The sequence below is a fragment of the Weissella confusa genome, from assembly GCA_041871065.1.
GTDB classification, from domain to species: Bacteria; Bacillota; Bacilli; order Lactobacillales; family Lactobacillaceae; genus Weissella; species Weissella confusa_A.
The window spans coordinates 1,953,013-1,978,001 of record CP168942.1; the positions used below are offsets into that span (position 1 = coordinate 1,953,013).

Annotated in this window: 42 protein-coding genes and 1 other RNA gene; 1 reads left to right on the top strand and 42 read right to left on the bottom strand. The window is 46.5% G+C overall.

From position 1 onward, the window contains the following. Positions 1–33 precede the first annotated feature (33 nt). The 26 genes from rpsK to rpsJ form a co-directional block, all read right to left on the bottom strand. Positions 34–420, bottom strand: coding sequence for a 30S ribosomal protein S11 (gene rpsK / locus ACAW68_09460; protein XGA15677.1), 387 nt, complete (start codon positions 418–420; stop codon positions 34–36). Positions 421–454: 34 nt separating this feature from the next. Then, positions 455–820, bottom strand: coding sequence for a 30S ribosomal protein S13 (rpsM, locus tag ACAW68_09465; protein ID XGA15678.1), 366 nt, complete (start codon positions 818–820; stop codon positions 455–457). 51 nt (positions 821–871) lie between these two features. Then, the gene (gene rpmJ, locus ACAW68_09470) at positions 872–991 is read right to left on the bottom strand and encodes a 50S ribosomal protein L36 (protein ID XGA15679.1); all 120 of its coding nucleotides are present in this window, start codon (positions 989–991) and stop codon (positions 872–874) included. 33 nt (positions 992–1,024) lie between these two features. Continuing rightward, positions 1,025–1,240, bottom strand: a complete 216-nt coding sequence (gene infA / locus ACAW68_09475; protein ID XGA15680.1) for a translation initiation factor IF-1 — start codon at positions 1,238–1,240, stop codon at positions 1,025–1,027. Between the two features lie 91 nt (positions 1,241–1,331). Then, positions 1,332–1,901 (bottom strand): adenylate kinase, encoded by a 570-nt coding sequence (locus ACAW68_09480; GenBank protein ID XGA15681.1) that lies wholly within the window; start codon positions 1,899–1,901, stop codon positions 1,332–1,334. Then, positions 1,898–3,205 (bottom strand): preprotein translocase subunit SecY, encoded by a 1,308-nt coding sequence (gene secY / locus ACAW68_09485; GenBank protein ID XGA15682.1) that lies wholly within the window; start codon positions 3,203–3,205, stop codon positions 1,898–1,900. Before secY ends, ACAW68_09480 begins: the two co-directional genes overlap by 4 nt. Next, positions 3,205–3,639, bottom strand: coding sequence for a 50S ribosomal protein L15 (gene rplO, locus ACAW68_09490; protein XGA15683.1), 435 nt, complete (start codon positions 3,637–3,639; stop codon positions 3,205–3,207). The genes secY and rplO overlap by 1 nt, the downstream gene beginning before the upstream one ends. A 37-nt stretch (positions 3,640–3,676) precedes the next feature. Next, complete coding sequence (gene rpmD / locus ACAW68_09495; GenBank protein XGA15684.1) at positions 3,677–3,862, bottom strand: 50S ribosomal protein L30; 186 nt, start codon at positions 3,860–3,862, stop codon at positions 3,677–3,679. A gap of 11 nt (positions 3,863–3,873) precedes the next feature. Further along, positions 3,874–4,377 (bottom strand): 30S ribosomal protein S5, encoded by a 504-nt coding sequence (gene rpsE, locus ACAW68_09500; GenBank protein ID XGA15685.1) that lies wholly within the window; start codon positions 4,375–4,377, stop codon positions 3,874–3,876. A gap of 19 nt (positions 4,378–4,396) precedes the next feature. Further along, positions 4,397–4,753: a 50S ribosomal protein L18 gene (gene rplR / locus ACAW68_09505; GenBank protein XGA15686.1), complete on the bottom strand. Its 357-nt coding sequence runs from the start codon at positions 4,751–4,753 to the stop codon at positions 4,397–4,399. A 92-nt stretch (positions 4,754–4,845) separates the two neighbouring features. Then, a complete protein-coding gene (gene rplF, locus ACAW68_09510; protein ID XGA15687.1) occupies positions 4,846–5,382 on the bottom strand; it encodes a 50S ribosomal protein L6 in 537 nt (178 codons plus the stop codon). Between the two features lie 32 nt (positions 5,383–5,414). Further along, on the bottom strand, positions 5,415–5,813 hold the full coding sequence (gene rpsH, locus ACAW68_09515) for a 30S ribosomal protein S8 (GenBank protein ID XGA15688.1): 399 nt from the start codon (positions 5,811–5,813) through the stop codon (positions 5,415–5,417). A gap of 43 nt (positions 5,814–5,856) precedes the next feature. Continuing rightward, positions 5,857–6,399 (bottom strand): 50S ribosomal protein L5, encoded by a 543-nt coding sequence (rplE, locus tag ACAW68_09520; protein XGA15689.1) that lies wholly within the window; start codon positions 6,397–6,399, stop codon positions 5,857–5,859. 30 nt (positions 6,400–6,429) lie between these two features. Continuing rightward, positions 6,430–6,738 (bottom strand): 50S ribosomal protein L24, encoded by a 309-nt coding sequence (gene rplX / locus ACAW68_09525; protein XGA15690.1) that lies wholly within the window; start codon positions 6,736–6,738, stop codon positions 6,430–6,432. Positions 6,739–6,770: 32 nt separating this feature from the next. Further along, positions 6,771–7,139 (bottom strand): 50S ribosomal protein L14, encoded by a 369-nt coding sequence (rplN, locus tag ACAW68_09530; GenBank protein XGA15691.1) that lies wholly within the window; start codon positions 7,137–7,139, stop codon positions 6,771–6,773. Positions 7,140–7,184: 45 nt separating this feature from the next. Continuing rightward, positions 7,185–7,451: a 30S ribosomal protein S17 gene (rpsQ, locus tag ACAW68_09535; GenBank protein XGA15692.1), complete on the bottom strand. Its 267-nt coding sequence runs from the start codon at positions 7,449–7,451 to the stop codon at positions 7,185–7,187. Positions 7,452–7,470: 19 nt separating this feature from the next. Continuing rightward, a complete protein-coding gene (rpmC, locus tag ACAW68_09540; GenBank protein XGA15693.1) occupies positions 7,471–7,677 on the bottom strand; it encodes a 50S ribosomal protein L29 in 207 nt (68 codons plus the stop codon). After that, complete coding sequence (gene rplP, locus ACAW68_09545; GenBank protein XGA15694.1) at positions 7,677–8,096, bottom strand: 50S ribosomal protein L16; 420 nt, start codon at positions 8,094–8,096, stop codon at positions 7,677–7,679. Before rplP ends, rpmC begins: the two co-directional genes overlap by 1 nt. A gap of 1 nt (position 8,097) precedes the next feature. Continuing rightward, positions 8,098–8,766, bottom strand: a complete 669-nt coding sequence (rpsC, locus tag ACAW68_09550) for a 30S ribosomal protein S3 (GenBank protein XGA15695.1) — start codon at positions 8,764–8,766, stop codon at positions 8,098–8,100. Positions 8,767–8,779: 13 nt separating this feature from the next. Further along, a complete protein-coding gene (gene rplV, locus ACAW68_09555) occupies positions 8,780–9,127 on the bottom strand; it encodes a 50S ribosomal protein L22 (GenBank protein ID XGA15696.1) in 348 nt (115 codons plus the stop codon). Positions 9,128–9,144: 17 nt separating this feature from the next. Next, positions 9,145–9,426 (bottom strand): 30S ribosomal protein S19, encoded by a 282-nt coding sequence (gene rpsS, locus ACAW68_09560; GenBank protein XGA15697.1) that lies wholly within the window; start codon positions 9,424–9,426, stop codon positions 9,145–9,147. A 57-nt stretch (positions 9,427–9,483) separates the two neighbouring features. Then, positions 9,484–10,317 (bottom strand): 50S ribosomal protein L2, encoded by an 834-nt coding sequence (gene rplB, locus ACAW68_09565; protein XGA15698.1) that lies wholly within the window; start codon positions 10,315–10,317, stop codon positions 9,484–9,486. A 16-nt stretch (positions 10,318–10,333) separates the two neighbouring features. Further along, positions 10,334–10,621 carry a 50S ribosomal protein L23 gene (gene rplW / locus ACAW68_09570; GenBank protein ID XGA15699.1) on the bottom strand — a complete coding sequence of 96 codons (288 nt, stop codon included), beginning with the start codon at positions 10,619–10,621 and terminating at the stop codon, positions 10,334–10,336. Continuing rightward, positions 10,621–11,244, bottom strand: coding sequence for a 50S ribosomal protein L4 (rplD, locus tag ACAW68_09575; protein ID XGA15700.1), 624 nt, complete (start codon positions 11,242–11,244; stop codon positions 10,621–10,623). Before rplD ends, rplW begins: the two co-directional genes overlap by 1 nt. Positions 11,245–11,268: 24 nt before the next feature. Further along, positions 11,269–11,895: a 50S ribosomal protein L3 gene (gene rplC / locus ACAW68_09580; protein ID XGA15701.1), complete on the bottom strand. Its 627-nt coding sequence runs from the start codon at positions 11,893–11,895 to the stop codon at positions 11,269–11,271. Between the two features lie 90 nt (positions 11,896–11,985). Continuing rightward, positions 11,986–12,294, bottom strand: a complete 309-nt coding sequence (gene rpsJ / locus ACAW68_09585; GenBank protein XGA15702.1) for a 30S ribosomal protein S10 — start codon at positions 12,292–12,294, stop codon at positions 11,986–11,988. A gap of 482 nt (positions 12,295–12,776) precedes the next feature. On the opposite strand from rpsJ, the gene ACAW68_09590 reads away from it, so the two are divergent. Further along, complete coding sequence (locus ACAW68_09590; protein ID XGA15703.1) at positions 12,777–13,766, top strand: polyprenyl synthetase family protein; 990 nt, start codon at positions 12,777–12,779, stop codon at positions 13,764–13,766. A gap of 49 nt (positions 13,767–13,815) precedes the next feature. On the opposite strand, the gene tsaD is transcribed toward ACAW68_09590, so the two are convergent. The 16 genes from tsaD to ffs all read right to left on the bottom strand — a co-directional run bounded on the left by tsaD (position 13,816) and on the right by ffs (position 24,976). Continuing rightward, complete coding sequence (gene tsaD, locus ACAW68_09595; GenBank protein XGA15704.1) at positions 13,816–14,841, bottom strand: tRNA (adenosine(37)-N6)-threonylcarbamoyltransferase complex transferase subunit TsaD; 1,026 nt, start codon at positions 14,839–14,841, stop codon at positions 13,816–13,818. Position 14,842: 1 nt separating this feature from the next. Further along, positions 14,843–15,295, bottom strand: a complete 453-nt coding sequence (rimI, locus tag ACAW68_09600) for a ribosomal protein S18-alanine N-acetyltransferase (protein ID XGA15705.1) — start codon at positions 15,293–15,295, stop codon at positions 14,843–14,845. After that, positions 15,273–15,860 carry a ribosomal protein S18-alanine N-acetyltransferase gene (gene rimI / locus ACAW68_09605; GenBank protein ID XGA15706.1) on the bottom strand — a complete coding sequence of 196 codons (588 nt, stop codon included), beginning with the start codon at positions 15,858–15,860 and terminating at the stop codon, positions 15,273–15,275. The genes rimI (ACAW68_09600) and rimI (ACAW68_09605) overlap by 23 nt, the downstream gene beginning before the upstream one ends. Further along, positions 15,844–16,566: a tRNA (adenosine(37)-N6)-threonylcarbamoyltransferase complex dimerization subunit type 1 TsaB gene (gene tsaB, locus ACAW68_09610; GenBank protein XGA15707.1), complete on the bottom strand. Its 723-nt coding sequence runs from the start codon at positions 16,564–16,566 to the stop codon at positions 15,844–15,846. Before tsaB ends, rimI (ACAW68_09605) begins: the two co-directional genes overlap by 17 nt. A gap of 162 nt (positions 16,567–16,728) precedes the next feature. Beyond that, positions 16,729–17,721: a UDP-glucose 4-epimerase GalE gene (galE, locus tag ACAW68_09615; GenBank protein XGA15708.1), complete on the bottom strand. Its 993-nt coding sequence runs from the start codon at positions 17,719–17,721 to the stop codon at positions 16,729–16,731. 42 nt (positions 17,722–17,763) lie between these two features. Further along, positions 17,764–18,507, bottom strand: coding sequence for an acyl-[acyl-carrier-protein] thioesterase (locus tag ACAW68_09620; GenBank protein ID XGA15709.1), 744 nt, complete (start codon positions 18,505–18,507; stop codon positions 17,764–17,766). Further along, positions 18,507–19,382, bottom strand: a complete 876-nt coding sequence (gene rsmI, locus ACAW68_09625; GenBank protein ID XGA15710.1) for a 16S rRNA (cytidine(1402)-2'-O)-methyltransferase — start codon at positions 19,380–19,382, stop codon at positions 18,507–18,509. The genes ACAW68_09620 and rsmI overlap by 1 nt, the downstream gene beginning before the upstream one ends. Next, positions 19,382–20,389 carry a DNA polymerase III subunit delta' gene (gene holB / locus ACAW68_09630; GenBank protein XGA15711.1) on the bottom strand — a complete coding sequence of 336 codons (1,008 nt, stop codon included), beginning with the start codon at positions 20,387–20,389 and terminating at the stop codon, positions 19,382–19,384. The genes rsmI and holB overlap by 1 nt, the downstream gene beginning before the upstream one ends. A 9-nt stretch (positions 20,390–20,398) precedes the next feature. Next, entirely contained in the window at positions 20,399–20,728 is a 330-nt protein-coding gene (locus ACAW68_09635; protein XGA15712.1) for a cyclic-di-AMP receptor, read from the bottom strand. 13 nt (positions 20,729–20,741) lie between these two features. After that, positions 20,742–21,386, bottom strand: a complete 645-nt coding sequence (gene tmk / locus ACAW68_09640; protein ID XGA15713.1) for a dTMP kinase — start codon at positions 21,384–21,386, stop codon at positions 20,742–20,744. An 83-nt stretch (positions 21,387–21,469) separates the two neighbouring features. Then, positions 21,470–21,685 carry a hypothetical protein gene (locus ACAW68_09645; GenBank protein XGA15714.1) on the bottom strand — a complete coding sequence of 72 codons (216 nt, stop codon included), beginning with the start codon at positions 21,683–21,685 and terminating at the stop codon, positions 21,470–21,472. 30 nt (positions 21,686–21,715) lie between these two features. Next, positions 21,716–21,976, bottom strand: coding sequence for a YaaL family protein (locus ACAW68_09650; protein XGA15715.1), 261 nt, complete (start codon positions 21,974–21,976; stop codon positions 21,716–21,718). Next, on the bottom strand, positions 21,976–22,575 hold the full coding sequence (recR, locus tag ACAW68_09655; protein XGA15716.1) for a recombination mediator RecR: 600 nt from the start codon (positions 22,573–22,575) through the stop codon (positions 21,976–21,978). The genes ACAW68_09650 and recR overlap by 1 nt, the downstream gene beginning before the upstream one ends. 38 nt (positions 22,576–22,613) lie before the next feature. Next, positions 22,614–22,922: a YbaB/EbfC family nucleoid-associated protein gene (locus ACAW68_09660; protein XGA15717.1), complete on the bottom strand. Its 309-nt coding sequence runs from the start codon at positions 22,920–22,922 to the stop codon at positions 22,614–22,616. A 30-nt stretch (positions 22,923–22,952) separates the two neighbouring features. Next, positions 22,953–24,758 (bottom strand): DNA polymerase III subunit gamma/tau, encoded by a 1,806-nt coding sequence (gene dnaX / locus ACAW68_09665; GenBank protein XGA15718.1) that lies wholly within the window; start codon positions 24,756–24,758, stop codon positions 22,953–22,955. Positions 24,759–24,877: 119 nt separating this feature from the next. After that, an RNA gene (gene ffs, locus ACAW68_09670) (signal recognition particle sRNA small type) lies at positions 24,878–24,976 on the bottom strand. Positions 24,977–24,989 lie beyond the last annotated feature (13 nt).

The window sequence follows — 24,989 nt, forward strand, 5'->3', positions numbered from 1 at the left end:
CAAAGCATTGTGTGAACTAGTTGCAACTGGCAATTAGACACGACGACGCTTTGGTGGACGTGAACCGTTGTGTGGTACAGGAGTAACGTCCTTAATTGACGTAACTTCCAAACCAGCAGCGGCCAACGCACGGATAGCGGCTTCACGACCTGAACCAGGTCCCTTAACAGTGACCTCAACAGTCTTCATGCCGTTTTCCATAGCACCCTTGGCAGCAGCCTCAGCAGCCATTTGCGCAGCAAATGGCGTTGACTTACGGCTACCCTTAAATCCAAGAGAACCAGCTGATGACCAAGCAACGGCGTTACCTTGAACGTCCGTGATCATCACAATCGTGTTGTTGAACGTTGCGTGGATGTGTGCAACACCTGACTCAATATTCTTCTTTACACGACGCTTACGATTAGTACGACCTGCCATAATCAAGTAATCTCCTTTCTTTACAAATTAAGAATTACTTCTTCTTACCTGCAATTGCAACAGCTGGGCCCTTACGCGTACGGGCATTGTTCTTCGTGTTTTGACCACGAACAGGCAAGCCCTTACGGTGACGGATACCACGGTATGATGCAATTTCTTGCAATGCCTTAATGTTCAATGAGATTTCGCGACGCAAGTCACCTTCCACCTTGATACCGTCTACGACGGCACGGATGGCGTCCTCTTGGTCGGGCGTCAAATCACGAACACGTACGTCTTCAGAAACCTTAGCTTCTTCCAACACCTTCTTGGCAGTTGCGTTACCGATTCCATATACATATGTCAATGCGATCACGACACGCTTGTCGCGAGGCAAATCAACACCAGCAATACGAGCCATTACGATTACCTCCTATATAAGATTTAAAAAGTTTTTGTGTCAAAATGCAAATTATGCACCTTGGCGTTGCTTGTGCTTAGGGTTTGCTGAGCAAATCACCATCACACGACCGTTACGCTTGATAACCTTGCAGTTATCGCACATAGGCTTAACAGATGGACGAACCTTCATGGTATTTACCTCCCTTGGATTTTTTATGGTTGACTACTTAAAGCGGTACGTAATACGTCCCTTAGTCAAATCATATGGCGACATTTCAACCGTCACACGATCACCAGGCAAAATGCGGATAAAGTTCTTACGAATCTTCCCTGACACGTGAGCTAGAATGGCGGCGCCGTTTTCCAATTCAACGGTAAACATGGCATTTGGCAAAGTTTCCTTTACCACACCAGAAATTTCAATAACATCGTTGGCCACGTTGCTGCCTCCTTAGTTGTGACATTGGAGAACGTAACAAGTAATTATAACATGCTCTCTTACAATTTAACAAGAAAGCTTCCCGGAATAATTACGCGTTCTTCAAATTATCAAGTAACGTCTTTACATCAGCGAACACTACATCAAGCTCGCGAGCACCATCGATCTTGTGCAAAATGCCCTTTTCGGCATAAAACTCAGCGATAGGCTCAGTAAGCTTTCCGTTAACGTCCAAGCGATTCTTAATCACTTCAGGCGTATCGTCTGCACGGCCACGGGCCATCATACGATCAACCAAAACATCAGCATCAGCAGTGAAGTAAAGAACGCCGTCCAATGAACGACCATCCTTTGCCAACATCTCATCCAATGCCTTAGCTTGGTCCAAGTTACGAGGGAATCCATCAAGGATGAATCCAACCTTCGTATCCTCTTCAGCCAAGCGTTCAGCAACGATACCGTTAGTAACTTCGTCTGGGACCAAGTTACCAGCATCCATGAATGACTTTGCCTTCATACCGAGTTCAGTCTCGTTAGCCATGGCAGCACGGAACATGTCGCCCGTACTGATGTGCGGCAAGTTGTACTCTTCAACAATCTTCGCAGCTTGGGTACCCTTACCAACACCTGGCAAGCCCAATAGCATGATATTCAAACTCATTTTGCTTCGACTCCTTCTTGAATAAATCCAACATATTGCCGCTTCATCATCAATCCTTCAAGTTGGCGAATCAGATCAATTGCCACACCAATGACAATCAATACTGATGTTCCTGACATTCCAAGGTTACTATCCAACCCGAAGATGTGTGTTGCTAGAATTGGTGCCAAAGCGACAAATCCTAGGAACAAAGCGCCGACAACTGACAAACGCATCAGCAAACCAGACAACCACTTTTCAGTGGCACGTCCTGGCCAGACGCCCACAATGTAACTACCTTGCTTTTGCAAGTTCTCCGCAACCTTTTCAGGGTTAACCTGAACGAATGCATAAAAGAACGTAAACAAGATAATCAACAATGTGTAAACAATACCACCCTGCATTGTCTGCATTGATAGGTATTGCATCAAAGTGTTGTACCAACCTGCGTCCGCAAACTTACTTGCAAATGCTTGCAAGATCGTTTGTGGCGTTACCAACAATGATGAAGCGAAGATAACAGGAATAACACCCGCAACATTAATCTTCAACGGTAGGTAAGATGAGTTACCTGAACCAGTTGAACGACGTGTATATTGCATTGGAATCTTGCGAATCGCTTGGTTGAACCACGTAACAAACGCGATAACCAAAACGAAAATCAACAAGATACCAACCAAGAATGCCCACCCACGCGCTGGGTCGTCACCTTGTAGGACGTGTTCCTTGAACAGTTGGTATACACCTGCTGGCACACGCGCAATGATACCAGCAAAAATCAACATTGAGACACCTTGACCGAGTCCGCGCTCAGTGATCATCTCACCCAACCAAACAGCAAACATAGTTCCTGCAGTTAGGATGAAACCGATCAACAAGTACGTCTCCAAATTTGGTGTCTTAACCAAATTCACTTGACTCAGTTGATTGAATCCAGCGGTGATTCCAATTGATTGGACAAACGCTAGAACAATAGTCAAATAGCGGGTCACTTGGTTCAACTTACGTCGACCAACTTCACCTTGTTTCGACCATTCAACAAATCGTGGCACAATATCCATTTGTAGGAGCTGTACCACGATTTGAGCAGTAACGTATGGTGAAACACCCATTGCGAACAATGAGTAATTTGTAAGTCCACCACCGCTAAACATATTCAAAATGCTGCCGAGCCCAGAATTTGCTACCTCAGTAAGTGCTGCCGTGTTAATACCCGGCACAGTAATGTAGGCACCCAATCGGTAAACAATCAGAATCCCTAAGGTAAAGAACAACTTTTTACGGATGTCCTTTTCCTTAAGTGAGTTGAGCACGGTTTTCAGCATTAGATCACCTCAGTCTTACCACCGGCAGCTTCAATAGCCGTAACAGCAGCGGCTGAGAACTTGTTTGCCTTAACAGTCAATGACTTTTCCAATTGACCGTTAGCCAAGATCTTAATGCCACTCAATTCGTTCTTAACGATACCAGCTTCGACCAACAATGCTGGTGAAACTTCAGTTCCGTTATCGAATTGGTTCAACACATCAAGGTTCACAACAGCGAATTCCTTGCGGTTGATGTTAGTAAATCCACGCTTTGGCTTACGACGGAACAAAGGCATTTGTCCACCTTCAAAGCCCAAACGTACCTTACCACGAGCCTTTTGACCCTTTTGACCACGTCCTGCAGTCTTACCGTTTCCTGATGACTCACCACGTCCAACACGGTTGCGGACCTTGCGTGAACCTTCAGCAACTTGGAGTTCATTAAGCTTCATTAGGTTGTACCTCCTTCAAAGCAATCTATTTATGTGCTTACTTAACTACTTCAACAGTAACCAAGTGAGCAATCTTAAACACTGCACCACGCGTTGCTGCGTTGTCAGGCAACACGACTGATGATGACACCTTGTTCAAACCAAGGGCCTTAACAATCGCACGTTGCTTTGGCAAACGGTGGGCAGCACTCTTTACAAGAGTAATCTTAACTTGTTCAGCCATTTTCTGCCTCCTTAATCTGCCAAGTGCTCAAGTGAGACCTGACGCAATTCAGCAACTTCTTCAGCGTTCTTCAATGAGTTGATTGCATCGAAAGTTGCGCGCACAACGTTAATTGGAGTTGATGATCCCAATGACTTTGCAGTCACGTCGGCAACACCAGCCAATTCCAAAACGGCACGAGCAGCACCACCGGCTGCCACTCCAGATCCTTCAACGGCTGGCTTAAGCAAGATGCGACCACCGCCAAAGACACCATTTGCAGAGTGAGGAAGGGTCGTACCAACAGTTGGAACTGCAACGATGTTACGCTTTGCAGCTTCAACGGCCTTGCGGATAGCTTCAGGCACTTCTTGTGCCTTACCAGTACCAAAACCAACGTGTCCGTTACGGTCACCAACAACTACCAAAGCGGCGAAACGCAAACGACGTCCACCCTTAACAACCTTGGTAACACGGTTGATGGCAACAACGTTTTCTTCAAGCTCGCCGAGCTTGTTTGCATCGATAAAAGCCATGTTTAATTTCCTCCTTCCCTTAGAACTTCAAACCAGCTTCACGAGCAGCTTCTGCCAAAGCTTGCACACGTCCGTGGTACAAGTAACCACCACGGTCGAATACAACAACTTCAACACCTGCAGCCTTGGCGCGTTCTGCGATCAAAGCTCCAACCTTAGCTGCTTGTTCAGTCTTTGGAGCAGTCTCAACTGACTTGTCCAAAGTTGAGGCACTAGCAAGCGTCACACCCGCTACGTCATCAATCAATTGCGCGTAGATGTTCTTGTTAGAACGGTAAACGTTCAAGCGTGGGCGCTCAGCAGTACCAGAAATCTTTCCACGAACTCGCGTGTGTCGGCGTTGACGCACCTTGTTCTTGTCTGACTTCGTAATCATGTTCGTAACCTCTTTTGTGTATATACTCGAAAGATATACCAATAAGTAAATCCCGAGACGTTGCTCCCGGGCCTTAAGCTATAAGCTTAAGATTACTTACCAGTCTTACCTTCCTTACGTGCAACGTATTCGTTTTCGTAGCGAATTCCCTTACCCTTATATGGCTCAGGTGCGCGTACGGCACGGATCTCTGCGGCCAAGTCACCAACAAATTGCTTGTTGATCCCTTCAACAGTGATCGTAGTTGAATCAGGAACTTCAACTGTCAAGCCTTCACGGGCCTCAAACTCAACTGGGTGTGAGTAACCAACGTTCAAGACAAGCTTGTCGCCTTGCTTAGCAGCACGGTATCCAACACCGACCAACTTCAAAGTCTTCTTGAAGCCGGCTGATACACCTTCAACCATGTTTGCAACGTTAGCGCGAGTAGTTCCGTGAAGTGCCTTGATACGTCCTTCGTCTGAAGGACGAGTGAATGATACTTCAGTACCGTCCACAGTGAATTCGATTTCTGATGCGATTTCGCGAGAAATCTCACCCTTAGGTCCCTTAACAGTAACGACGTTACCTTCGCGTGACAATTCAACGCCAGCAGGCAAAGTCAAAACCTTGTTACCAATACGACTCATCGGTAGACACCTCCTTGTTTAGATTTTATTTATTACCAGACGTAAGCCAATACCTCGCCACCAATCTTCTTGGCGCGAGCTTCCTTATCGGTGATAACACCTTCGGAAGTTGAGATGATAGCGATACCCAAACCGTTCAAAACCTTAGGTACAGCATCTGCCTTGACGTATGAACGCAATCCTGGCTTTGAAATACGCTTCAAACCAGTGATAACGCGTTGCTTGTCGGCACCGTACTTAAGGAAGACACGGATGACACCTTGCTTGTCATCTTCAATGTATTCAACGTCGCGAACAAAGCCTTCGTTCTTCAAGATTTCGGCGATGTCCTTCTTGATCTTTGATGCAGGTACTTCAACTGAATCGTGGCGAACCATGTTCGCGTTACGAATGCGAGTCAAGAAATCTGCAATTGGGTCAGTCATTGACATTGATGTTTGCCTCCTATTATTAATTACTGTAAATCAGTGTTGATTACTTTGAGAAAGGCATACCCAATTGAGTAAGCAATTCACGAGCTTCTTCGTCAGTGTTGGCCGTCGTTACAACAACGATGTCCAATCCACGAACGCGGTTAACTTGATCGTAATCAATTTCTGGGAAAATAAGTTGCTCACGAATTCCCAACGTGTAGTTTCCACGACCATCAAAGGCCTTTGGTGAAACTCCACGGAAGTCACGAACACGTGGCAATGAAACGTTGATCAACTTATCCAAGAAGTCGTACATACGCTCACCACGCAAAGTAACCTTAGTACCGATTGCCATACCCTCACGCAAACGGAAGCCAGCGATTGACTTCTTAGCGCGAGTGATAACTGGCTTTTGACCAGCAATCAATTCCAATTCAGCAACAGCTTCATCCAAGTTCTTTGAGTTTGATACGGCGTCACCAACACCCATGTTAAGCACGATCTTTTCGATCTTAGGTGCTTGCATGATTGATGAGTACTCAAACTTCTCGATCAATGAAGGCGTTACTTCATTGACGTACTTTTCCTTCAAGCGATTTGCCATGATAATGATTTCCTCCTTTCACCTAGAAAATTATGCCAAAGTCGTTCCAGACTTCTTAGCAAAACGTACCTTCTTACCATCTTCAACCTTGTAACCAATCTTCGTTGGTTCGTTAGTAGAAGGGTCAAGCAATTGTACGTTTGAAACGTGGATTGGAGCTTCAAGCTCAACAATTCCACCTTGTGGGTATTGGTTGTTTGGCTTTTGGTGCTTCTTTACGATGTTCACACCTTCGACAACAACACGGTCCTTAGCAGCAATAGTCTTAACAACTACTCCTTCCTTGCCCTTGTCCTTGCCGGCGATAACCTTAACCTTGTCACCAGTCTTCACAAACATGCGAGGCTTCCTCCTTGATTTAATGATGGTAATTACAATACTTCAGGTGCCAATGACACAATACGCATGTAATCATTGTCACGCAATTCACGCGCAACAGGTCCGAAGATACGAGTACCTACAGGGCTCTTGTCATCCTTAACGATGACTGCAGCGTTTTCATCGAACTTGATGTATGAACCATCAGCACGGTGAACTCCTGAAACAGTACGAACGATAACAGCCTTAACGACGTCACCCTTCTTTACAGTACCACCAGGAATAGCTTGCTTAACAGTTGCGACGATCATGTCACCGATACCGGCGAACTTACGACCTGATCCACCCAAAACCTTGATAGTCAAGATTTCACGTGCACCAGAATTGTCAGCAACCTTCAAACGACTCTCTTGTTGAATCACGATTTTGTCCTCCTTCCGTTATTGGTAAGATTCGAGATTAAACGATTAGATAATAACGGCCTTCTCGACGATTTCTACCAAACGGAAGCGCTTTGTAGCTGACGTTGGACGCGTCTCCATGATGCGTACGATGTCACCTTGCTTAGCTTCGTTGTTTTCATCGTGAGCCTTAAACTTCTTCGTGTACTTAACACGCTTACCATAAACAGGGTGGTTCTTGTAAGTTTCGATGGCAACAGTGATTGTCTTATCCATCTTATCTGAAACCACGCGGCCTTGGTAAACCTTACGTGCGTTACGAGCTTCAGTCATATCGGTCTCCTCTCTTAGTCTACTTGTTCAATTCTTGTTGACGAATGACCGTCTTGATACGTGCGATTTGCTTACGTACTTCTGACAATCGAGCCGTGTTCTCAAGTTGACCAGTAGCTAATTGGAAACGCAAGTTGAACAATTCTTCCTTGTAGCTCTTTTCCTTGGCAACCAACTCAGCTTGGCTGAGACCCTTGATTTCGTTTTGTAGATCCTTGATCTTCATTATTCACCCTCCACTTGGCGAGTCAAGATCTTAGTCTTGACTGGCAACTTGTTAGATGCAAGACGCAAGGCTTCGCGGGCAACCTCTTCAGGAACACCGGCAACTTCAAACATTACCTTGCCGCGCTTAACAGGTGCAACCCATCCGTCTGGAGTACCCTTACCGTTACCCATACGAACACCAACACCCTTAGAAGTGTATGACAAGTGTGGGAAAATCTTGATCCAAACTTGACCACCACGCTTCATGTGACGCGTCATAGCAATACGAGCAGCCTCGATTTGACGGTTAGTGATCCAGTGTGATTCAGTGGCTTGCAAACCAAACTCACCAAATGTAACTGTCTTACCACCCTTGGCCTCACCGCGCATCTTTCCACGGTGTGGACGGCGGTACTTTACACGCTTTGGTACTAGCATGTTACTCGCCTCCTTGCTTCTTTACAGACTTCTTCTCTGGCAAAACATCACCACGGTAAATCCAAGTCTTAACACCCAATTGACCGTAAGTAGTTGTTGCCTCATCCCATGAGTAGTCGATGTCAGCACGCAAAGTGTGCAAAGGCACCGTACCCTCAGTGTATTGCTCTACACGAGCAATGTCAGCCCCGTTGATACGTCCAGAAACTTGCGTCTTGATACCCTTGGCACCAGCACGCATAGCACGTTGGATAGCACCACGCATTGCACGACGGAATGCCACACGGCGCTCCAAGTCAGATGCAATTTGTGAACCAACCAAGTGGGCGTCCAAATCAGGCTTCTTAATCTCAATGATGTTGATGTGGACGCGCTCGCCCTTAGCAACAAGCTTTGACAACTCGTTACGCAATGCATCAACTTCAGAACCACCCTTACCAATAACCATACCTGGCTTAGCAGTGTGGATTGAGATGTTCACGCGGTTAGCAGTACGCTCGATCTCGATGCGAGATACAGATGCGTCAGCCAACTTAGTCTCGATGTACTTACGCAACTTCAAATCTTCGTGCAAAGCCGTTGCGTAGTCCTTCTTGTTAGCGTACCACTTAGCATCCCAGTCGCGGATGATGCCGACACGCATACCAGTTGGGTTAATCTTTTGACCCATGACTCAATCCTCCTTACTTTTCTTTTACCACAATCGTGATGTGGCTTGTACGCTTGTTGATTGGTGAAGCTGAACCCTTGGCACGTGGACGGAAACGCTTTAGCGTTGGTCCTTCGTTAGCAAAGGCTTCTGCAACTACCAAATCTTCGCGATCTAGTGAGAAGTTGTTCTCAGCGTTAGCTACAGCTGAGTTCAACACCTTGTATACATCTTCTGAGCTGTGGTTTGGCAAGAATTGCAAAATTGCAAATGCCTCTGCCACAGACTTACCACGAACTTGGTCAAGCACTAGGCGGACCTTACGTGGAGCGACACGAACGATCTTCGCCGTGGCGCGTGCTGACGTGATTTGTTCAGCCATTGTATTGTCCTCCTATATTACTTGCGCTTAGTCTTCTTATCGTCTGCTGCGTGTCCGCGGAACGTACGCGTAGGGACGAACTCTCCAAGCTTGTGACCGACCATGTCTTCTTGTACCAAAACTGGCACGTGCTTACGACCATCGTAAACAGCAAAAGTCAATCCGATAAAGCTAGGGAAAATCGTTGAACGACGTGACCATGTCTTGATGACAGCTTGCTTTTCTGAAGCGTTGGCTTCTTCAACCTTCTTCAACAAGTGAGCGTCAGCAAATGGTCCCTTCTTCAGGCTACGACCCATTTTAAGGTCCTCCTCTCGTTTGCTAAAAACTTATTAATTACGGAGTGTAAGTATTGATTACTTGCCCTTACGACCGCGAACAATGAACTTCGTTGAACGAGCCTTCTTGTTACGCGTCTTCTTACCGGCAGTCTTCTTACCCCATGGTGACATTGGACTTGGACGACCAACTGGGGCCTTTCCTTCTCCACCACCGTGTGGGTGATCGTTAGGGTTCATAACTGATCCACGAACGTGTGGGCGTTGACCCTTCCAACGACGACGACCAGCCTTACCCCAGTTGATCAATGAGTGTTGTTCGTTACCAACAACTCCAACCGTGGCACGGTTAACGGCCAAGATCATACGTACTTCACCTGATTGCAAGCGAACAAGTACGTACTTTCCTTCCTTACCCAACAATTGTGCTGATGCACCGGCAGAACGGGCCAATTGACCACCCTTACCAGGCTTCAACTCGATGTTGTGGATTTGAGTTCCGTCAGGAATGTTTGCCAATGGCAAAGCGTTTCCGACCTTGATGTCGGCATCAGGACCTGATTGAACAGTCATACCAACTTCCAAGCCCTTAGGCGCCAAGATATATGCCTTAGTACCGTCAGTGTATTGCAACAAAGCGATGTTAGCAGTACGGTTTGGATCGTATTCGATCGCAACAACCTTGGCTGGAACATCATCCTTTGTACGCTTGAAGTCGATAATACGGTATTGGCGCTTGTGTCCACCACCACGGTGGCGCACAGTCATGTGACCGTATGAGTTACGAGCACCAGTGTTTGACTTTGATTCCAACAAGCTCTTTTCAGGCGTCGTCTTAGTGATTTCAGCAAAATCTGAAGACGTCATGTTACGACGACCGTTAGAGGTTGGCTTGTACTTCTTGATAGCCACGCTAATTTCCTCCTAATTAGTTTTCGTTGAACAATTGAATGTCCTTAGAAGCGGCAGTCAACTTAACAGTTGCCTTCTTACGCTTCTTAGTGTAACCAGCGAAGCGTCCTTGACGCTTCAACTTACCACGTACGTTCGCCGTGTTGATCTTTTCGATCTTAACATCGAAAATTTCTTCAATAGCGCGCTTAATTTGTGGCTTAGTGGCGCGAACATCAACTTCAAACGTGTAACGCTTTTCATCCAAAACGCTCATCGTTTGTTCAGTGATGACCGGGCGCAAAATGATATCGCGTGCGTCCATTATGCCAAAACCTCCTCAACTTGTGCCAAAGCTGATTGAACTACAACCAACTTATCGTTGTTGATTACGTCAAGCACGTTAACACCCTTTGCAGTCATAACAGTAACGTTTTCCAAGTTACGTGCTGCCAATGCTGCGTTAGCGTTATCATCGTCCAAGACAACCAACGTCTTTTCGTTTACGTTCAAGTTGTTCAAAACTGCCTTGAATTCCTTAGTCTTAGGAGCGTCGAATGACAATGCATCGACAACAACCAAAGCTGAGTCCAAAACCTTTTGTGACAACACTGACTTCAATGCCAAACGGTAAACCTTCTTTGGCAACTTGTATGCGTATGAACGTGGAGTAGGTCCGAAGACGATACCACCACCACGCCATTGTGGTGAACGGATTGAACCTTGACGGGCACGTCCAGTTCCCTTTTGACGCCAAGGCTTCTTACCACCACCTGAAACCGCTGAACGGTTCTTAACGGCGTGAGTACCTTGACGCATTGATGCACGTTGCATCAAAACAGCGTCAGTAACAACGTTGTTGTTTGGCTCGATTCCGAAGATTGAGTCGTTCAACTCGATCTCACCGGCGTTTGAGCCGTCTTGCTTAAACAAAGCAACCTTAGTCATGTTAGTTTCCTCCCTTCGTCCTTATTACTTAGCCTTAACAGAGTACTTAACAGTAACAAGTGACTTGTTGGCACCAGGAACATTACCCTTAACCAAGATCACGTTGTTTTCTACGTCAACGCGAACTACTTGCAAGTTTTGTACAGTGCGCTTGTGGTTACCCATGCGTCCAGGCAACTTCTTACCCTTGAAGACGCGGTTGATGATGGCACCCAATGAACCAGGACGACGGTGGTAACGAGAACCGTGCGCCATAGGACCACGTGATTGTCCATCCTTCTTGATGTTACCTTGGTAACCATGACCCTTTGTGATTCCAGTTACGTCAACAGCTTCGCCAGCAGCGAAGATATCAACCTTAACTTCATCCCCAACATTGAATTCTCCCTCAGCGTCGCGGATTTCACGAATGTAGCGCTTAGGGGCCGTGTTTGCCTTGGCAACGTGACCTTGCTCAGGCTTGTTGCTCAAAACGGCACGCTTATCTTGGTAACCCAATTGAACTGCGTTGTAACCGTCGTTTTCCAAAGTCTTAACTTGGAGAACTACGTTTGGCGTAGCTTCAATTACTGTTACGGGGATAAGCTCACCGTTCTCAGTGAATACCTGAGTCATGCCGACCTTGCGGCCTAAGATACCCTTAGTAGTCATGACTATCTCCTTTGAATAGTAAATCTAAATTTTTGATCAGTTAAATGCTTAATCAGGCAAGTTGTTGTTGCTGTTGTTGCGTTGTAAAAATTACAACTTGATTTCGATGTCAACACCGCTTGGCAATTCAAGCTTTGACAAAGCATCAACCGTCTTAGCAGTTGGGTTCACGATATCGATCAAACGCTTGTGAGTGCGCATTTCGAATTGCTCACGTGAATCCTTGTGCTTGTGTGGTGAACGCAAAACCGTGTACAACGTACGCTCAGTAGGCAATGGAATAGGACCTGAAATTTCAGCACCTGTACGCTTTGCCGTCTCAACGATCTTTTCTGCTGAAGCGTCCAAGATCTTGTGCTCGTACGCCTTCAAACGGATACGAATCTTCTTACTTGCCATGATATAAATTCTCCCTTCGTCCATATTGGAATATGAAACTAACTCCGTGGAAACTACCGACGCACCCCAAAGAGCTCCATGGCAATGGGCCCCGTGGCAATGCTGCCGGGTGTGTCGCAACCTCCCACATCATCGCTTGTCGATGGCACGCTAATACCCGGGTGCATAATACACCCCGTATTTAACGTACTAGAATATAATACAGCAGGCTAACCGCGTTGGCAAGCCTTTTGAACAACTTTCTTGAATTAATTTCTTAACCCCGTTCATGTCGTGTTCATATTTTATTCCGAAAACTATAATAACTGATTTACTTACTAATTTCCACCGTTTTGGTTCTATTTAAAAATATTCGTAAGTCCCTCTCAGAATTGCATGTGTTTATTCAGACTTATTCCTATATAATAGTAGATAGCTTATTCATACCATGTTATGAACACATACATATTATAGTAGATAAACAATTAAGGAGTTCCTTAGTAATGACGCAATCACTCTCACAACTTCATCCGATTTGGCAAGACTTCCCTGCTATCCAAAAGGAACTCCAAGCAGTCTTGAATCGTATTGAAGCTAATATGGATGCTAATGATCCAGAAGTCGAAGCGGCCCTATTCGATATGTTTAATGCTGGCGGTAAGTTACTCCGTCCTGCGTTCACCTTATTGATTGGTCGTTTCTACCCTGCCGAACGCGAGTCTTTACTAAATCTCGCTGCCACGGTCGAAATGCTCCACACTGCTTCTCTGGTTCACGACGATATTATCGATGATTCACCAACTCGTCGTCACGCCGAATCAATACAGTCACGCTTTGGTAAGGACGTTGCTGCTTATGCCGGTGATTACCTATTTGCGGTCACGTTCCGTACGTTGGCGGATAACACTAATGATATCGAAACCGTTCGTATGGCGACCCGCTATCTAGAACGCATCCTATCTGGTGAACTCACACAGCGTACAAACCACTACCGTACTGATATGACCATCGCGGATTACGAAGAACAAATCTCTGGTAAGACCGCTGCCCTATTCGTACTAGCGGCTAAGCTAGGTATCTCAGCTAGTGATGCTCCAGATGACTTCGCTGAACTCGCCAGTGACTTTGCCTACAACGTCGGTATGGCATTCCAAATCTTGGATGACATGCTTGATTATCAATCAGATAGCACGACACTTGGTAAGCCAACGTTGAACGACGTACGAGAAGGTGTGTACTCTGCACCACTAATCATTGCCATGCAAAACAATGGCCGTATTCAAGACCTGCTCGCAAAGCAAACTGAAATCACGACTGCTGAGGCTGAAGAATTAGCCCAACTTGTCCGTGACTCTGGTGCCCTTGATGAAGCTGGTGATATGGCAATGCGTTATACAGAAGCCGCATTAAACTATCTAGACGATATGCCAGAACACGAGTCAAAAGATATCTTGTTCAGCATTAGTCGTTCACTACTCTCACGTAACGATTAATATATATAGTAGAAAAGGTACCGACAAATCGATGTCGGTACCTTTTTTGTTAGTCTTCTAAGTAATCAAATTCCAAGCCAGGGTTGGCATTTAAGTCCAAACCACCACGCTTACCGTGACGATAAGCGATATCACCAGCTGCGCCAATCATAGCGGCATTGTCACCAGCCAACTTAATTGGCACTGGGATAAACGTCGTCTCAGGGGATTCAGTCATCATTGCCGTTAGTCCATCACGCAAACCGCGGTTAGCTGCAACACCACCAGCGACAATAAATGATTTCACAGGATAATTCTCCAACGCACGACGCGTCTTTGTCACCAGCACATCAACAACCGCTTCTTGGAATGAGGCAGCAAGGTTAATATGATCAACTGTCTCACCACGTTGGTCAGCATTATGCATCAAGTTAATCACCGCGCTCTTCAAACCAGAGAACGAAAAGTCATAACGGTCATCGTTAATCAACGCACGTGGCAAATCATACGTTGGTTCACCTTCATGCGCCATTTCATCAATGGTTTTACCAGATGGGTATTGCAACCCCATCGTACGACCAACCTTGTCATAACTCTCACCGGCAGCATCATCACGTGTATCCCCAATGACAAGGTAATCGTATTCCTCACGCATCAAGACCAATTCCGTGTGACCACCAGAAACCATCAAGGCTAATGCTGGATATTCGATTGGTTGCACGAAGTTTGCTGCACTGATGTGCCCAGCCAAGTGAATGACTGGCACCAATGGCAAGTTATGCGCCCAAGCAATCGTCTTAGCCGCCGTAACACCAATCAACAACGCCCCAACCAAACCAGGTCCTTGCGTCACTGCGATGGCCGTCAAATCATCATACGTCAATTGCGCATCTTCCAAAGCAGCATCAGCTAACACCGTTACTTGTTCAATGTGGTGACGGCTCGCTACTTCCGGTACGATACCACCAAATCGTTGGTGACTCTTGATTTGTGTCGCTGTCTCTAAGCTCACAATTTCAGTACCATTTTTGACAATCGCCACACTTGTTTCATCGGCACTTGATTCAAAGGCCATGATATAACGTGTTTCACTCATGCTATTCTCCTTCTCCACGCAACGGCAATGTGACGTCCATCAAGTAAGCGTCTTCCACTGGGTCACGATAGTAATCTTCTCGTATGTTATAGATTATGAAACCTAAGCGTTCATATAAACGAATGGCTCGCTTATTACGATGACGCACTTCTAACAGTACCCGTGTACCATCCTCAAAGCGACCAAACCATTCACGAAGTAGTCGTTCGCCAAGATGTTGCCCTTGGAAACCAGGCATAACTGCCACATTGGTAATCTCAAGTTCATCACCCAAATGTGTCCCACCAACAAAGCCAACTGTCTCTCCATCTGCTTCAATCAGCAAGTATTTCGTAAACTTACCTTTCAAATCATTCTGAAAAACTTTCTTTGACCAAGGTGATCCTTTATAAGCAGCCTTAGCAATCGCGTACAACTCTTCGGCGTCCGTACTATCCCTGAATGTAAAATCCATCACTCTTTCTCCCGAGAATCTGCGCCATATCAAACGCATCTTCCCCGTTATCTCCATAATAATTTGTTTTACGACGAACCGTTTGAAAACCAAGTCGTTCATATAGGCGTTGTGCACTCACATTCGATACACGCACCTCCAATGACACACGGTGGAAGCGAATCTGCTTCGCAACCGTCATCATATACATGAGCAAAAACGTTCCTAAGCCACGACCTTGCCAGTGTGGCGTCACCGTGACGTTCGTAATATGCACTTCATGAATACCTGGCCGGAACGCTGCCCCAATATAGGCAACCATCGTCCCGGTCTCCGGCTCACGAACAACCACGTACAAACGCTCGCGTGAACGGTGCAACTCATTATGGAAGATATCCTCCGACCATGGTTCCTCACCGTTATACGCTGCTCGCTCTAGAACAACCATTTCTTCAACGTCCGTGTATTGCGCTGGCATTAAGTGGAACTCAAAACCATTAACCGCAATCACCTGACGAAATTCTCGTAAACTTTGTGGCAATGGGTGCATCAACCAATGAACCCAATTCTTAAACCTTTTCCACATAAACACCATCACCTGCATCGGGGTGAGCCTTGGCCCAATCAGCCTCAGCTTGCGACAAACGATAATAGTTTGGCACAAATTGGTGAATATCCGTCATGTCTGTTAGTACTTGTGCATCCGTAACCAGCGGCAACACATTTGCGGCATGCGGCAAATTATCAGATGCAAATTGTGCATCTGGCAACGCCTGTCGCAACTCTTCCTCAAACCGAGCCCATTCACCAACAAAAACCACTTGTTGATTCTCCTCTGCCAATTGACTAATCAAAGCAGGAACATTTGTGTGGCGGTCAGCTGCCGTGGCAATATACTTGCCATCACGCAACTCATATTGACCAGCATATAAGTTCGCATTACGCGCATCCATCACTGGCACAATCGTCACGTCGGACGTCGTTACGTTCGTAGCCAACAATCCCAAGCTTGAAATACCGACCAGTTCGATACCTAGCGTAAAGGCCAACGTCTTTGCAGTCGTAACTGCAATACGCAACCCTGTATAAGAACCGGGTCCTTGGCTAACCACAACCCGGTCAAGATCAGCCGGTGCCCACCCTGCTGACTTCACTAGTTCATCAATAAACGGTAGCAATTGCACCGAATGATTCTTAGCAACGTTTGTTTCACGTTGGCCGATTAGCTTGTCGTCTTCAAACAAGGCCACCGACAATGGTTGATTAGACGTATCAAACGCAATAACCTTCATGCCACACTACTTCCTTTACTCTTTAGTCATATGGTATTTATCATACAACTTTTTACCGGACTTTTCATTAACATAAAATTCAGGTGGTGGTTTGTGTCGGCGCTAGCATAAACAAAAAAGACAGTTACCAGAAAACTGATAACTGTCTTTGATAATCAAATATTAGCGGTCTTCATAACCATTTGGGTGCTTTTGGTGCCAAGTCCAAGCCGTCTTGATGATTTCCTTAACATCATCGTACTTAGGTGCCCAGCCCAAAATCTCACGAGCCTTGTCTGATGACGCAACCAATGAGTCAGGATCACCGGCACGACGTGGACCAACTTCGGCAGGGATTTCCTTACCAGTTGCTTCACGCGCAGCCTCAACCATTTGCTTAACTGAGAAGCCGTTTGCTGAACCCAAGTTAAATTGGTTTGAGTCGTTACCCTTAGCCAAGTAGTCCAAAGCCAACACGTGGGCGTTAGCCAAGTCCATTACGTGAACGTAATCGCGGACGTTGAATCCATCTGGCGTGTTGTAGTCATCACCGTACATCATGATCTTCTCGCGTTGACCCAAGGCCGTTTGCAAGATGATTGGTACCAAGTGCGTCTCAACTGGGTGGTCTTCACCGATTGAACCATCAGCCTTTGCACCGGCAACGTTAAAGTAACGCAAAGCAACCCACTTCAAGCCGTAAGCTTCATCAGCCCACTTCATGATGTGTTCCATTTGCAACTTTGACTCACCGTATGGGTTGATTGGGTTTTGTGGCGTCGTTTCCTTGATAGGGTTTTCCTCAGGAATACCGTACGTTGCAGCCGTTGATGAGAAGACGATTTGCTTAACATCAAACTCCAACATAACTTCCAACAACGCAATCATTCCTGCCGTGTTGTTGTCGAAGTACTTTAGCGGATCAGCCATTGATTCTGGCACGATTGATGAAGCCGCAAAGTGAACGACTTGCTCAATGTTTTCCTTCTCAAATACTTCGCGCAAAGCAGCCTTATCACGAATATCAACTTCGTAGAAAGGTACGCCTGCAGGCACCGCAGCACGGTGTCCCGTCAACAAGTTGTCGACAACGACAACATCGCGACCGTCTGACAACAATGTGTCAACCATGTGAGAACCGATGTATCCGGCTCCACCTAGAACCAAAATGGCCATGTGTTTTCTCCTTAAATGACTTTCTTCACTAATTAGTTTACTTTAGTTTTCTGACTTCGTCCAATCAATATGCGCTTCGGCAGACAATGTGTCACCAGACCAGATACGGTGTACTGACTTGTCTTCCATAATTTGCGCTTCTGAACGAATCATATCACCCAACAAAACTTCGTGTTCGTACTTGATGTTCAAGTGCGTTGGTTCGTGCGTTTCAAGGAACGCTGGACCCAAGACATCTTGCATCCAATCAAAGTACTTCGAATTGTTCACGTGACGGTTTGAGTCAATATCCAAGTAACGCACCGCATATTGTTGATCGAAATCAACTGGAATATCACCAATCATGCGGTCTGGCTCTGGTTGACGTGGAATCTTCTTCACACGTTCAGGTGCGTAGGCATCCACCATATCTTGTGGAATACGCGCCATCTTACGCTTCTCCATATCAATCATGGCGTACAAGGCATCAATGCTTACCAATTCGTTTCCGGCTTCATCGACAATTCGGTACAAACGCTTGGCGAAGAATGGGTTGAACTCCTTAGCCAAGGTCTCCAAGGCCACCTTTTCACCAATCTTAGGACGGCGCTTAATATCAACGACGTGTTGCAAAATAATCCAACCAACACCGTTTGCGTGCGCATAATCCGGTCCGACACCAAGGTCGACACTTTGTTGCGTTGAACTCAACACAGCAAGATTAAAAATCATGGGCAGGCTCAACTTGCCTGTCACGTCAGCTTCGTAGTACAACACCTCGTGCTGCATACTGTAAACTTCAGCCATTAATTCTCTCCTTGATATTCCAAATACAACGCTTGACGGTCCAAGTTACGCGCTTTGGCGACTTGCTTAACCGCAGCCGTTGCTTTTAGCCCTGATGCAACAAGGGCTTGTACTGCTTCCACAGCAGTCATTTCAGCAAGCGGGTCTTCATCCCCATCAGTAGTTGGGTTATCATTTCCCGCTACCATCATAACAAACTCACCACGGACTTCGTTTTCACTTGCCCAATCAACCAATTCTTGGGCTGACCCACGTAAGAACTCTTCATAACGCTTCGTCAACTCACGAGCCAACACAACTTGGCGATCAGGGCCAAACGCCTTCACCAAATTTTGCAACGTCTTAGCCAAACGGTGTGGTGCTTCGTAGAAAATCATGGTTTCCGTGTGTGAATTCAAACCTTGCAGTTCTGCCAATTGCTCCTTTGGCTTACGCGCCAAGAAACCGTAAAACATAAAGGTTTGTGGTGCCAAACCAGACGCAATCAATGCCGTAATACCAGCACTCGCCCCTGGTAGTGGCACAACTGGAATGTTTTGCGCAATGGCAGCCTTCACCAACTCATGACCCGGGTCAGAAATTGATGGCATCCCCGCATCTGACACTTGGGCCACATCTTCACCAGCAGCTAAGCGTGCAACCAACTCGGGAATGCGACTCTCTTTATTGTGTTCATGGAATGATACTTGCTTCGTTTGAATATCAAACTGGTTGAGCAATTGTTGCGTGTGACGGGTGTCTTCCGCTGCAATTACAGCCACAGCCTTCAATGTATCAATTGAACGAACCGTCATATCACCCAAATTACCAATTGGTGTTGGGACAAGATAAAGCGTTCCTGTTGTATGTGTTGCAAAACTTTTCTGTTGATTCATCATAAACCTGCTAACTTAAACTGACTTTCAAGGACGGTTGATTCGACCGTCGTTTGAAAACTAATATTTTTCTGTAAACGTTGTGGCGCTGCTAACACGATATCCAACACTTCCAATAGCTTGGCCGTCGTATATCGTTGTGACAAACGTTGCCACTCACCGGCACCCGGGAAGCGAACACTCGCATCCCCAGTCCGACCAAGCAAGATATCACGCCACGCTTGGGCCAACATCGCCAACAGCACACGGGCACGGGCTGGCTCACCAGCTAACGGCACCAAAGCTGTTTGCACGTGGGTAAAGGTGGTATCGTCCCCCTTCAGTGTCCCAGTCACAATATCGCTAATGGCCTTCTCAGCTGAATTAAACCAATCATCGGCTAGCCACTCAGCTGCGCTATCCACACTATCCGTCAACGTACGCGCCAATTCAGCTTGTGCTGCCGTGAAGCCGACTGCTTCCAATGACGTGCGCATCTGTTCAGGTCCCAAGGCTGGAAAATCAATGACCTGCGTACGTGAGACAACCGTTGGCAAAATCTGAGCACGGTTTTCAGCAATCAAAATAGCCGTTTGCTGGCCAACTGGCTCTTCGATAAACTTCAACAGACCGTTAGCGGCACTGCTGGTCATCGTGTCCGCACCAGAAACGATAAACACCTTTTGATTACCTTCAACAGCAGTCTTCGTAAACTCATCACGCAAGTAGCGTACCTGATCAACCTTGATGCTGTTACCGTCGGGTGCCAATTGAATCACATCTGGGTGTTCGTGTGATGCAATACGTTGGCATTGATCACACATACCGTCCGGTTGCCCGTCAGCCGTGACATTACGACACATCAAACGCATTGCCAACCAATCAGCTACCAAGTCTTGACCACGACCACGTGGCCCAGTAAACAAAAAGGCGTGGGCAAGTTGCTCACTTGCCACCGCCTGTTTGAATTGCGCGATTAACTGCGGTTGTTGTGCATTTGCCTGTGCAATTAATTCTTTCGCGTCCATACTTTCCCCTTAGAAGCGGTGGAATTGCTCAATATCTTGAACAAAGACCGTTGCACCACCAACTTGAACTTCCATTGGTGTTGAAGCCGTTGATTCCATTGAGACATCAAGGCTAACCGCTGGTGTCATGAATTGCTTACGAGTGTGTGATGTTTCCTTAATCAACTCAAGTACTTCGTCGACACGCTCATCTTCAATACCAATCATAAAAGTTGTGTTTCCTGAACGAAGGAACCCACCTGACGTCGCCAAACGAGTGGCACGCACATTCGCCTTCACAAATTCAGTTCCCAACTTGTTTGCATCTTTATCTTGAACGATTGCGATTACCATCTTCATAAAGCTGAACCTCCTAGTCCTTCATCCCCAAAATTGGTGCCAACGCTGCCCATGTATCAGCAATCACGGCATCCAATTCTTGTTCTGCGTTAATCATCAAAAAGCGGTCTGGGTATTGCTTAGCCAACTCATGGTAAGCATCTGACACACGTTGGTGGAACGACAACGCTTCGACATCAAGACGGTTCACTTCGTCTTGACGCGTCGTTTGAATACGTTCCAAACCAATCTCTGGTCGAATATCAAGGTAGACCGTCGCTTGAGGCATAAACCCTTCGATAGCAAAATCGTTAATTGCTGCCACCGCATCAGTTCCCAATTCACGGCCCCCACCTTGATAAGCAATTGAGCTATCAACGTAGCGATCAGTAATCACAACCTTGTCAGCTTCCAAGGCCGGCAAAATCGTTTGCACCAAGTGTTGTCGACGTGAGGCTGCGTACAGCAACGCTTCCGTTCGTTGATCCATGTCTGTATTGGCTGGATCAAGGACGAGGTCACGAATCGCTTCCGCAATCTTATTGTCGGTTCCGCCCGGCTCACGGGTTAGCAATAAGCGATCCCCTAGTTCTGGTTGCAACCGTGCGACAATCGCACGCAATACTGATGTCTTTCCAGCTCCATCTGGGCCTTCAAACGAAATAAATGTCCCTGGCATTCTCGCCACCACTTTCTAATTGTGTTGTTAATTCTTATTATAGCAAAAAGCCGGCCCAGGCATAACACCTGAACCGACTTTGGCTAAACGTTCCAGTCGATGTTCTCTGGCTTTACGAAAGCCAATTCGAACAAATAGTTAGAAATGCGCGTTTGTGACCACTTCTTACCGTGGTCTGGCAACAAACGTGAATTCTCAATGAGACGTTCCTTCACCCACTTAGCATTGGCCTCTGTCCATTGCGTGTTCTTCGCAATCAAAGCACCAAATTGGGCGTTCGTATAAGTCTTATCGCTCATTCTAAACACCTCCTATCCTGAGTTTAGTGATTAAATCTCTGGGTGGATAAAAGCCGTTGACCAGTGACCCTTCATGTCACGTTGACGTGCCACGCGAAGTAAAAAGAAGTACTTCTGACGTGCCTTGGCTGTTTCAGCCTTAATCAAACGTGGGTCAATGTCACTTTCAAACAAAGCTACTTCTGACATTTTTGCTTTTTCAAAGTCGAACTTCGCTTGATCAATCGCCTTGTTCAGACGTTCATCGTAAGCTGCTGTATCAACTTTTGGTCGCTTAAACATGTTAAACATCAGAGCTTCGTCCTTCCTTCAACCGCTTTAATCAACGTGATTTCATCAGCATAGTCAATATCACTACCAACTGACAATCCAGTGGCCAAACGTGAAATCGTTAGACCGGCTGGCTTCAATAGACGTGATAGGTACATAGCTGTCGCTTCACCCTCTGCGTTAGCGTTCGTTGCAACAATAACTTCTTGGATGGCGTCATCCTTTTGCAAACGCGTTACCAATGACTCAATGTTGATATCATCGGGCCCCTTTCCAGATAGTGGTGACAACACACCGTGAAGCACGTGGTACAACCCACGGTACTCGCCAGTGTTTTCGATTGCCATCAAATCCTTCACTTCTTCAACAACCAAAACTTGGCTTTGATCACGTGTTGGGTCAGAGCAAATTGCACAAGGATCCGTCTCCGTCAGATTTCCACAAATTGAACAAAAGCGCAAATCACGCTTAGCAGAAATCAATGATTGGGCAAACCCCGTCACATATTCTTCTTGCATGTCAATTGTGTGGAAAGCTAGGCGTGTCGCTGTCTTAATTCCGATACCGGGCAACTTCGTATAACTATCAATAAGTTTAGCAATCGGTTCTGGATATTGCACGTTACAGACCTTCTTTCTCTCAATAAAGGGCCAACTTTTTAGAACATACCCTTTGGTGCGTATTGTCCCAAACGCTTTTGTTGGTCAGCTTCGATTTGTTGCAATGCATCATTAACTGCAACCAAAATCATATCTGCCATACCGTCGACGTCATCAGCGTCAACGATTTCAGGCTTGATTTGCAAGTCCTTCAACTCACGGTTTCCGTTAAACGTTGCCAAAACAACGTCTGAAGGGGCGTGACCAGTGTAGTCAGTTGCTGCAATGGCTTCTTGCTCATTTTGCATTTGCTCTTGCATCTTCTTCACTTGCTTCATCATTGATTGCATGTTTTGTCCACCAAACATAATATCACCCTCGTTTTCTAGTTTTTGTTATTAATCATCAATTTCTTCTACGATATCAGCGCCAAACAAACGTTCAGCTTCCGCCACAACTGGTGCTGGACCAGCTGCTTCGGTTTGATCATCCATTGCCGTTAGACTTGCTAAGTCGTCATCAACGGCAGCTGCCACTTGTTGTGGCACTTGCTGTTGAACAGATGGCGTCGCAGCCGTTCCTTGGCGTTGGGCCACAAACGCAGCGCGCATCTTTGGCCAGTCATCAGTCGTGACAAAGACTAATTGACGCTCGTTTTGCGCTTGCGTCAACAAGCGAATTTGCGTCACCATCGTGTGCAACAATTCTGCATTACGCATGGCGTTGGCCTTGATAACTTCAAAGTCAAAGGCCACAACCAATCCGTCTGGCGAAGCTGCAATTGGCTTCGCGACGTTCAGCATCGCTTGTTGTGGTACCGGCAACATGTTAACCATGTCAGCCCATACTGTTTGCACACGGTCTAGGTCGCCACGGGTCGCTGCACTAAGCACGCCAAACACAGCTGATTGATCATCCGCAACACGTGGTGCGACACGCGTTGGTGCCGGCGTAGCTGGTTGTTCAGCTGGTGCTGCAGATGCCACTGGTTCAGGTTGTGCCGCTGGCTGCGTTGGTGTCTCAACAACTGGCGCTGCTGAGGCAACCGGAGCCGGCTTTGGTGCAGTTGGCGTCGGTTCAGCAACCACTTGTGGCGCTGACACACGCTCTACCGTCACCGGTGCCGTCGTCGCGATTGGTTGACTCAACTTAACCGTCAACACTTCCAAGTAAATGCTTGGTCGATTCGTGAAACGCAATTGCTGTTGCGTGTCATTCAAGGTATCAATCATGCGATACCAAACATTGGCTTGTGTGTTGGCTGCCAAGTCCGTGAATGTCTCATCAGGCACAATGCTGATCAACTCAGGCGCTTCAGTGTGAAGCAACAAGTCACGGGCATAACTAATCAAGTCTTCCACAAAGCGGTTGGCATCCTTACCTGCTGATAATACCTCAGATAGCTTAGCCAAAGCTTGCTTCGTGTCTTGCTTAACAACCGCTTGCACATATTCACCAAGCAACGTTTGCGTGACTGAACCAGTCACAAGCAAGGCGTTTTCCAACGTCACGTGACCATCCCCAAATGACAACGCTTGGTCCAAGATACTCAACGCATCACGCATTCCACCATCAGCGGCGTTCGCAATTACGCGAATCGCAGCTTCATCATACGTGTCACCACGTTGATCCAAGATGTACGTCATACGGTCATAAGCTGCCTTGGCATCAATACGCTTGAAGTCGAAACGTTGTGTACGTGAAATAATGGTTGCCGGAATCTTTTGTGGTTCCGTCGTAGCCAAAATAAAGATAACGTTTGCTGGTGGCTCTTCCAATGTCTTCAACAAAGCGTTAAAGGCACCGGTTGAAAGCATGTGGACCTCATCGATGATGTAGACTTTGTACTTCGCTTGCGTTGGGGCGTAGTTAACGTCCTCACGAATCTCACGGATTTCATCAACACCGTTGTTTGAAGCCGCGTCCAATTCGATGATGTCACCAAGTGTGCCGTTATCGGCAGCTTGACACATCGCACATACACCATCAGGCTCCCCGTTAATTGGATTTAAACAGTTGATGGCCTTAGCAAAGATTTTCGCTGCTGATGTCTTACCTGTTCCACGCGGTCCGTTGAACAAATAGGCGTGGGTTGTTTGCCCCGTCATAATTGCGTTTTTCAACGTCTTGGTCACAACTTCTTGCCCAATCATGTCGCTAAATTTTTGCGGACGCCATGTCCGGTACAACGCTTGATACGCCATTGTGTGTGACCCCTTTCACCACTGTCTATTTTGACAGTAACGTTTGAATTTTCCCTACTCTTATAGTAACAGAAAATAGTAAAAAAAACGCCAACCGATTAGTTCATCGGTTAGCGATTAAAGTTCATAAGAAGTGAAGCACAATGCACGGTCTCCTTAGTGCTGCTGCCTTCCGACCCTGACACGGTTCGAAGTGCACACTTGCCCCACAAATAATATTATAGCAGGTGG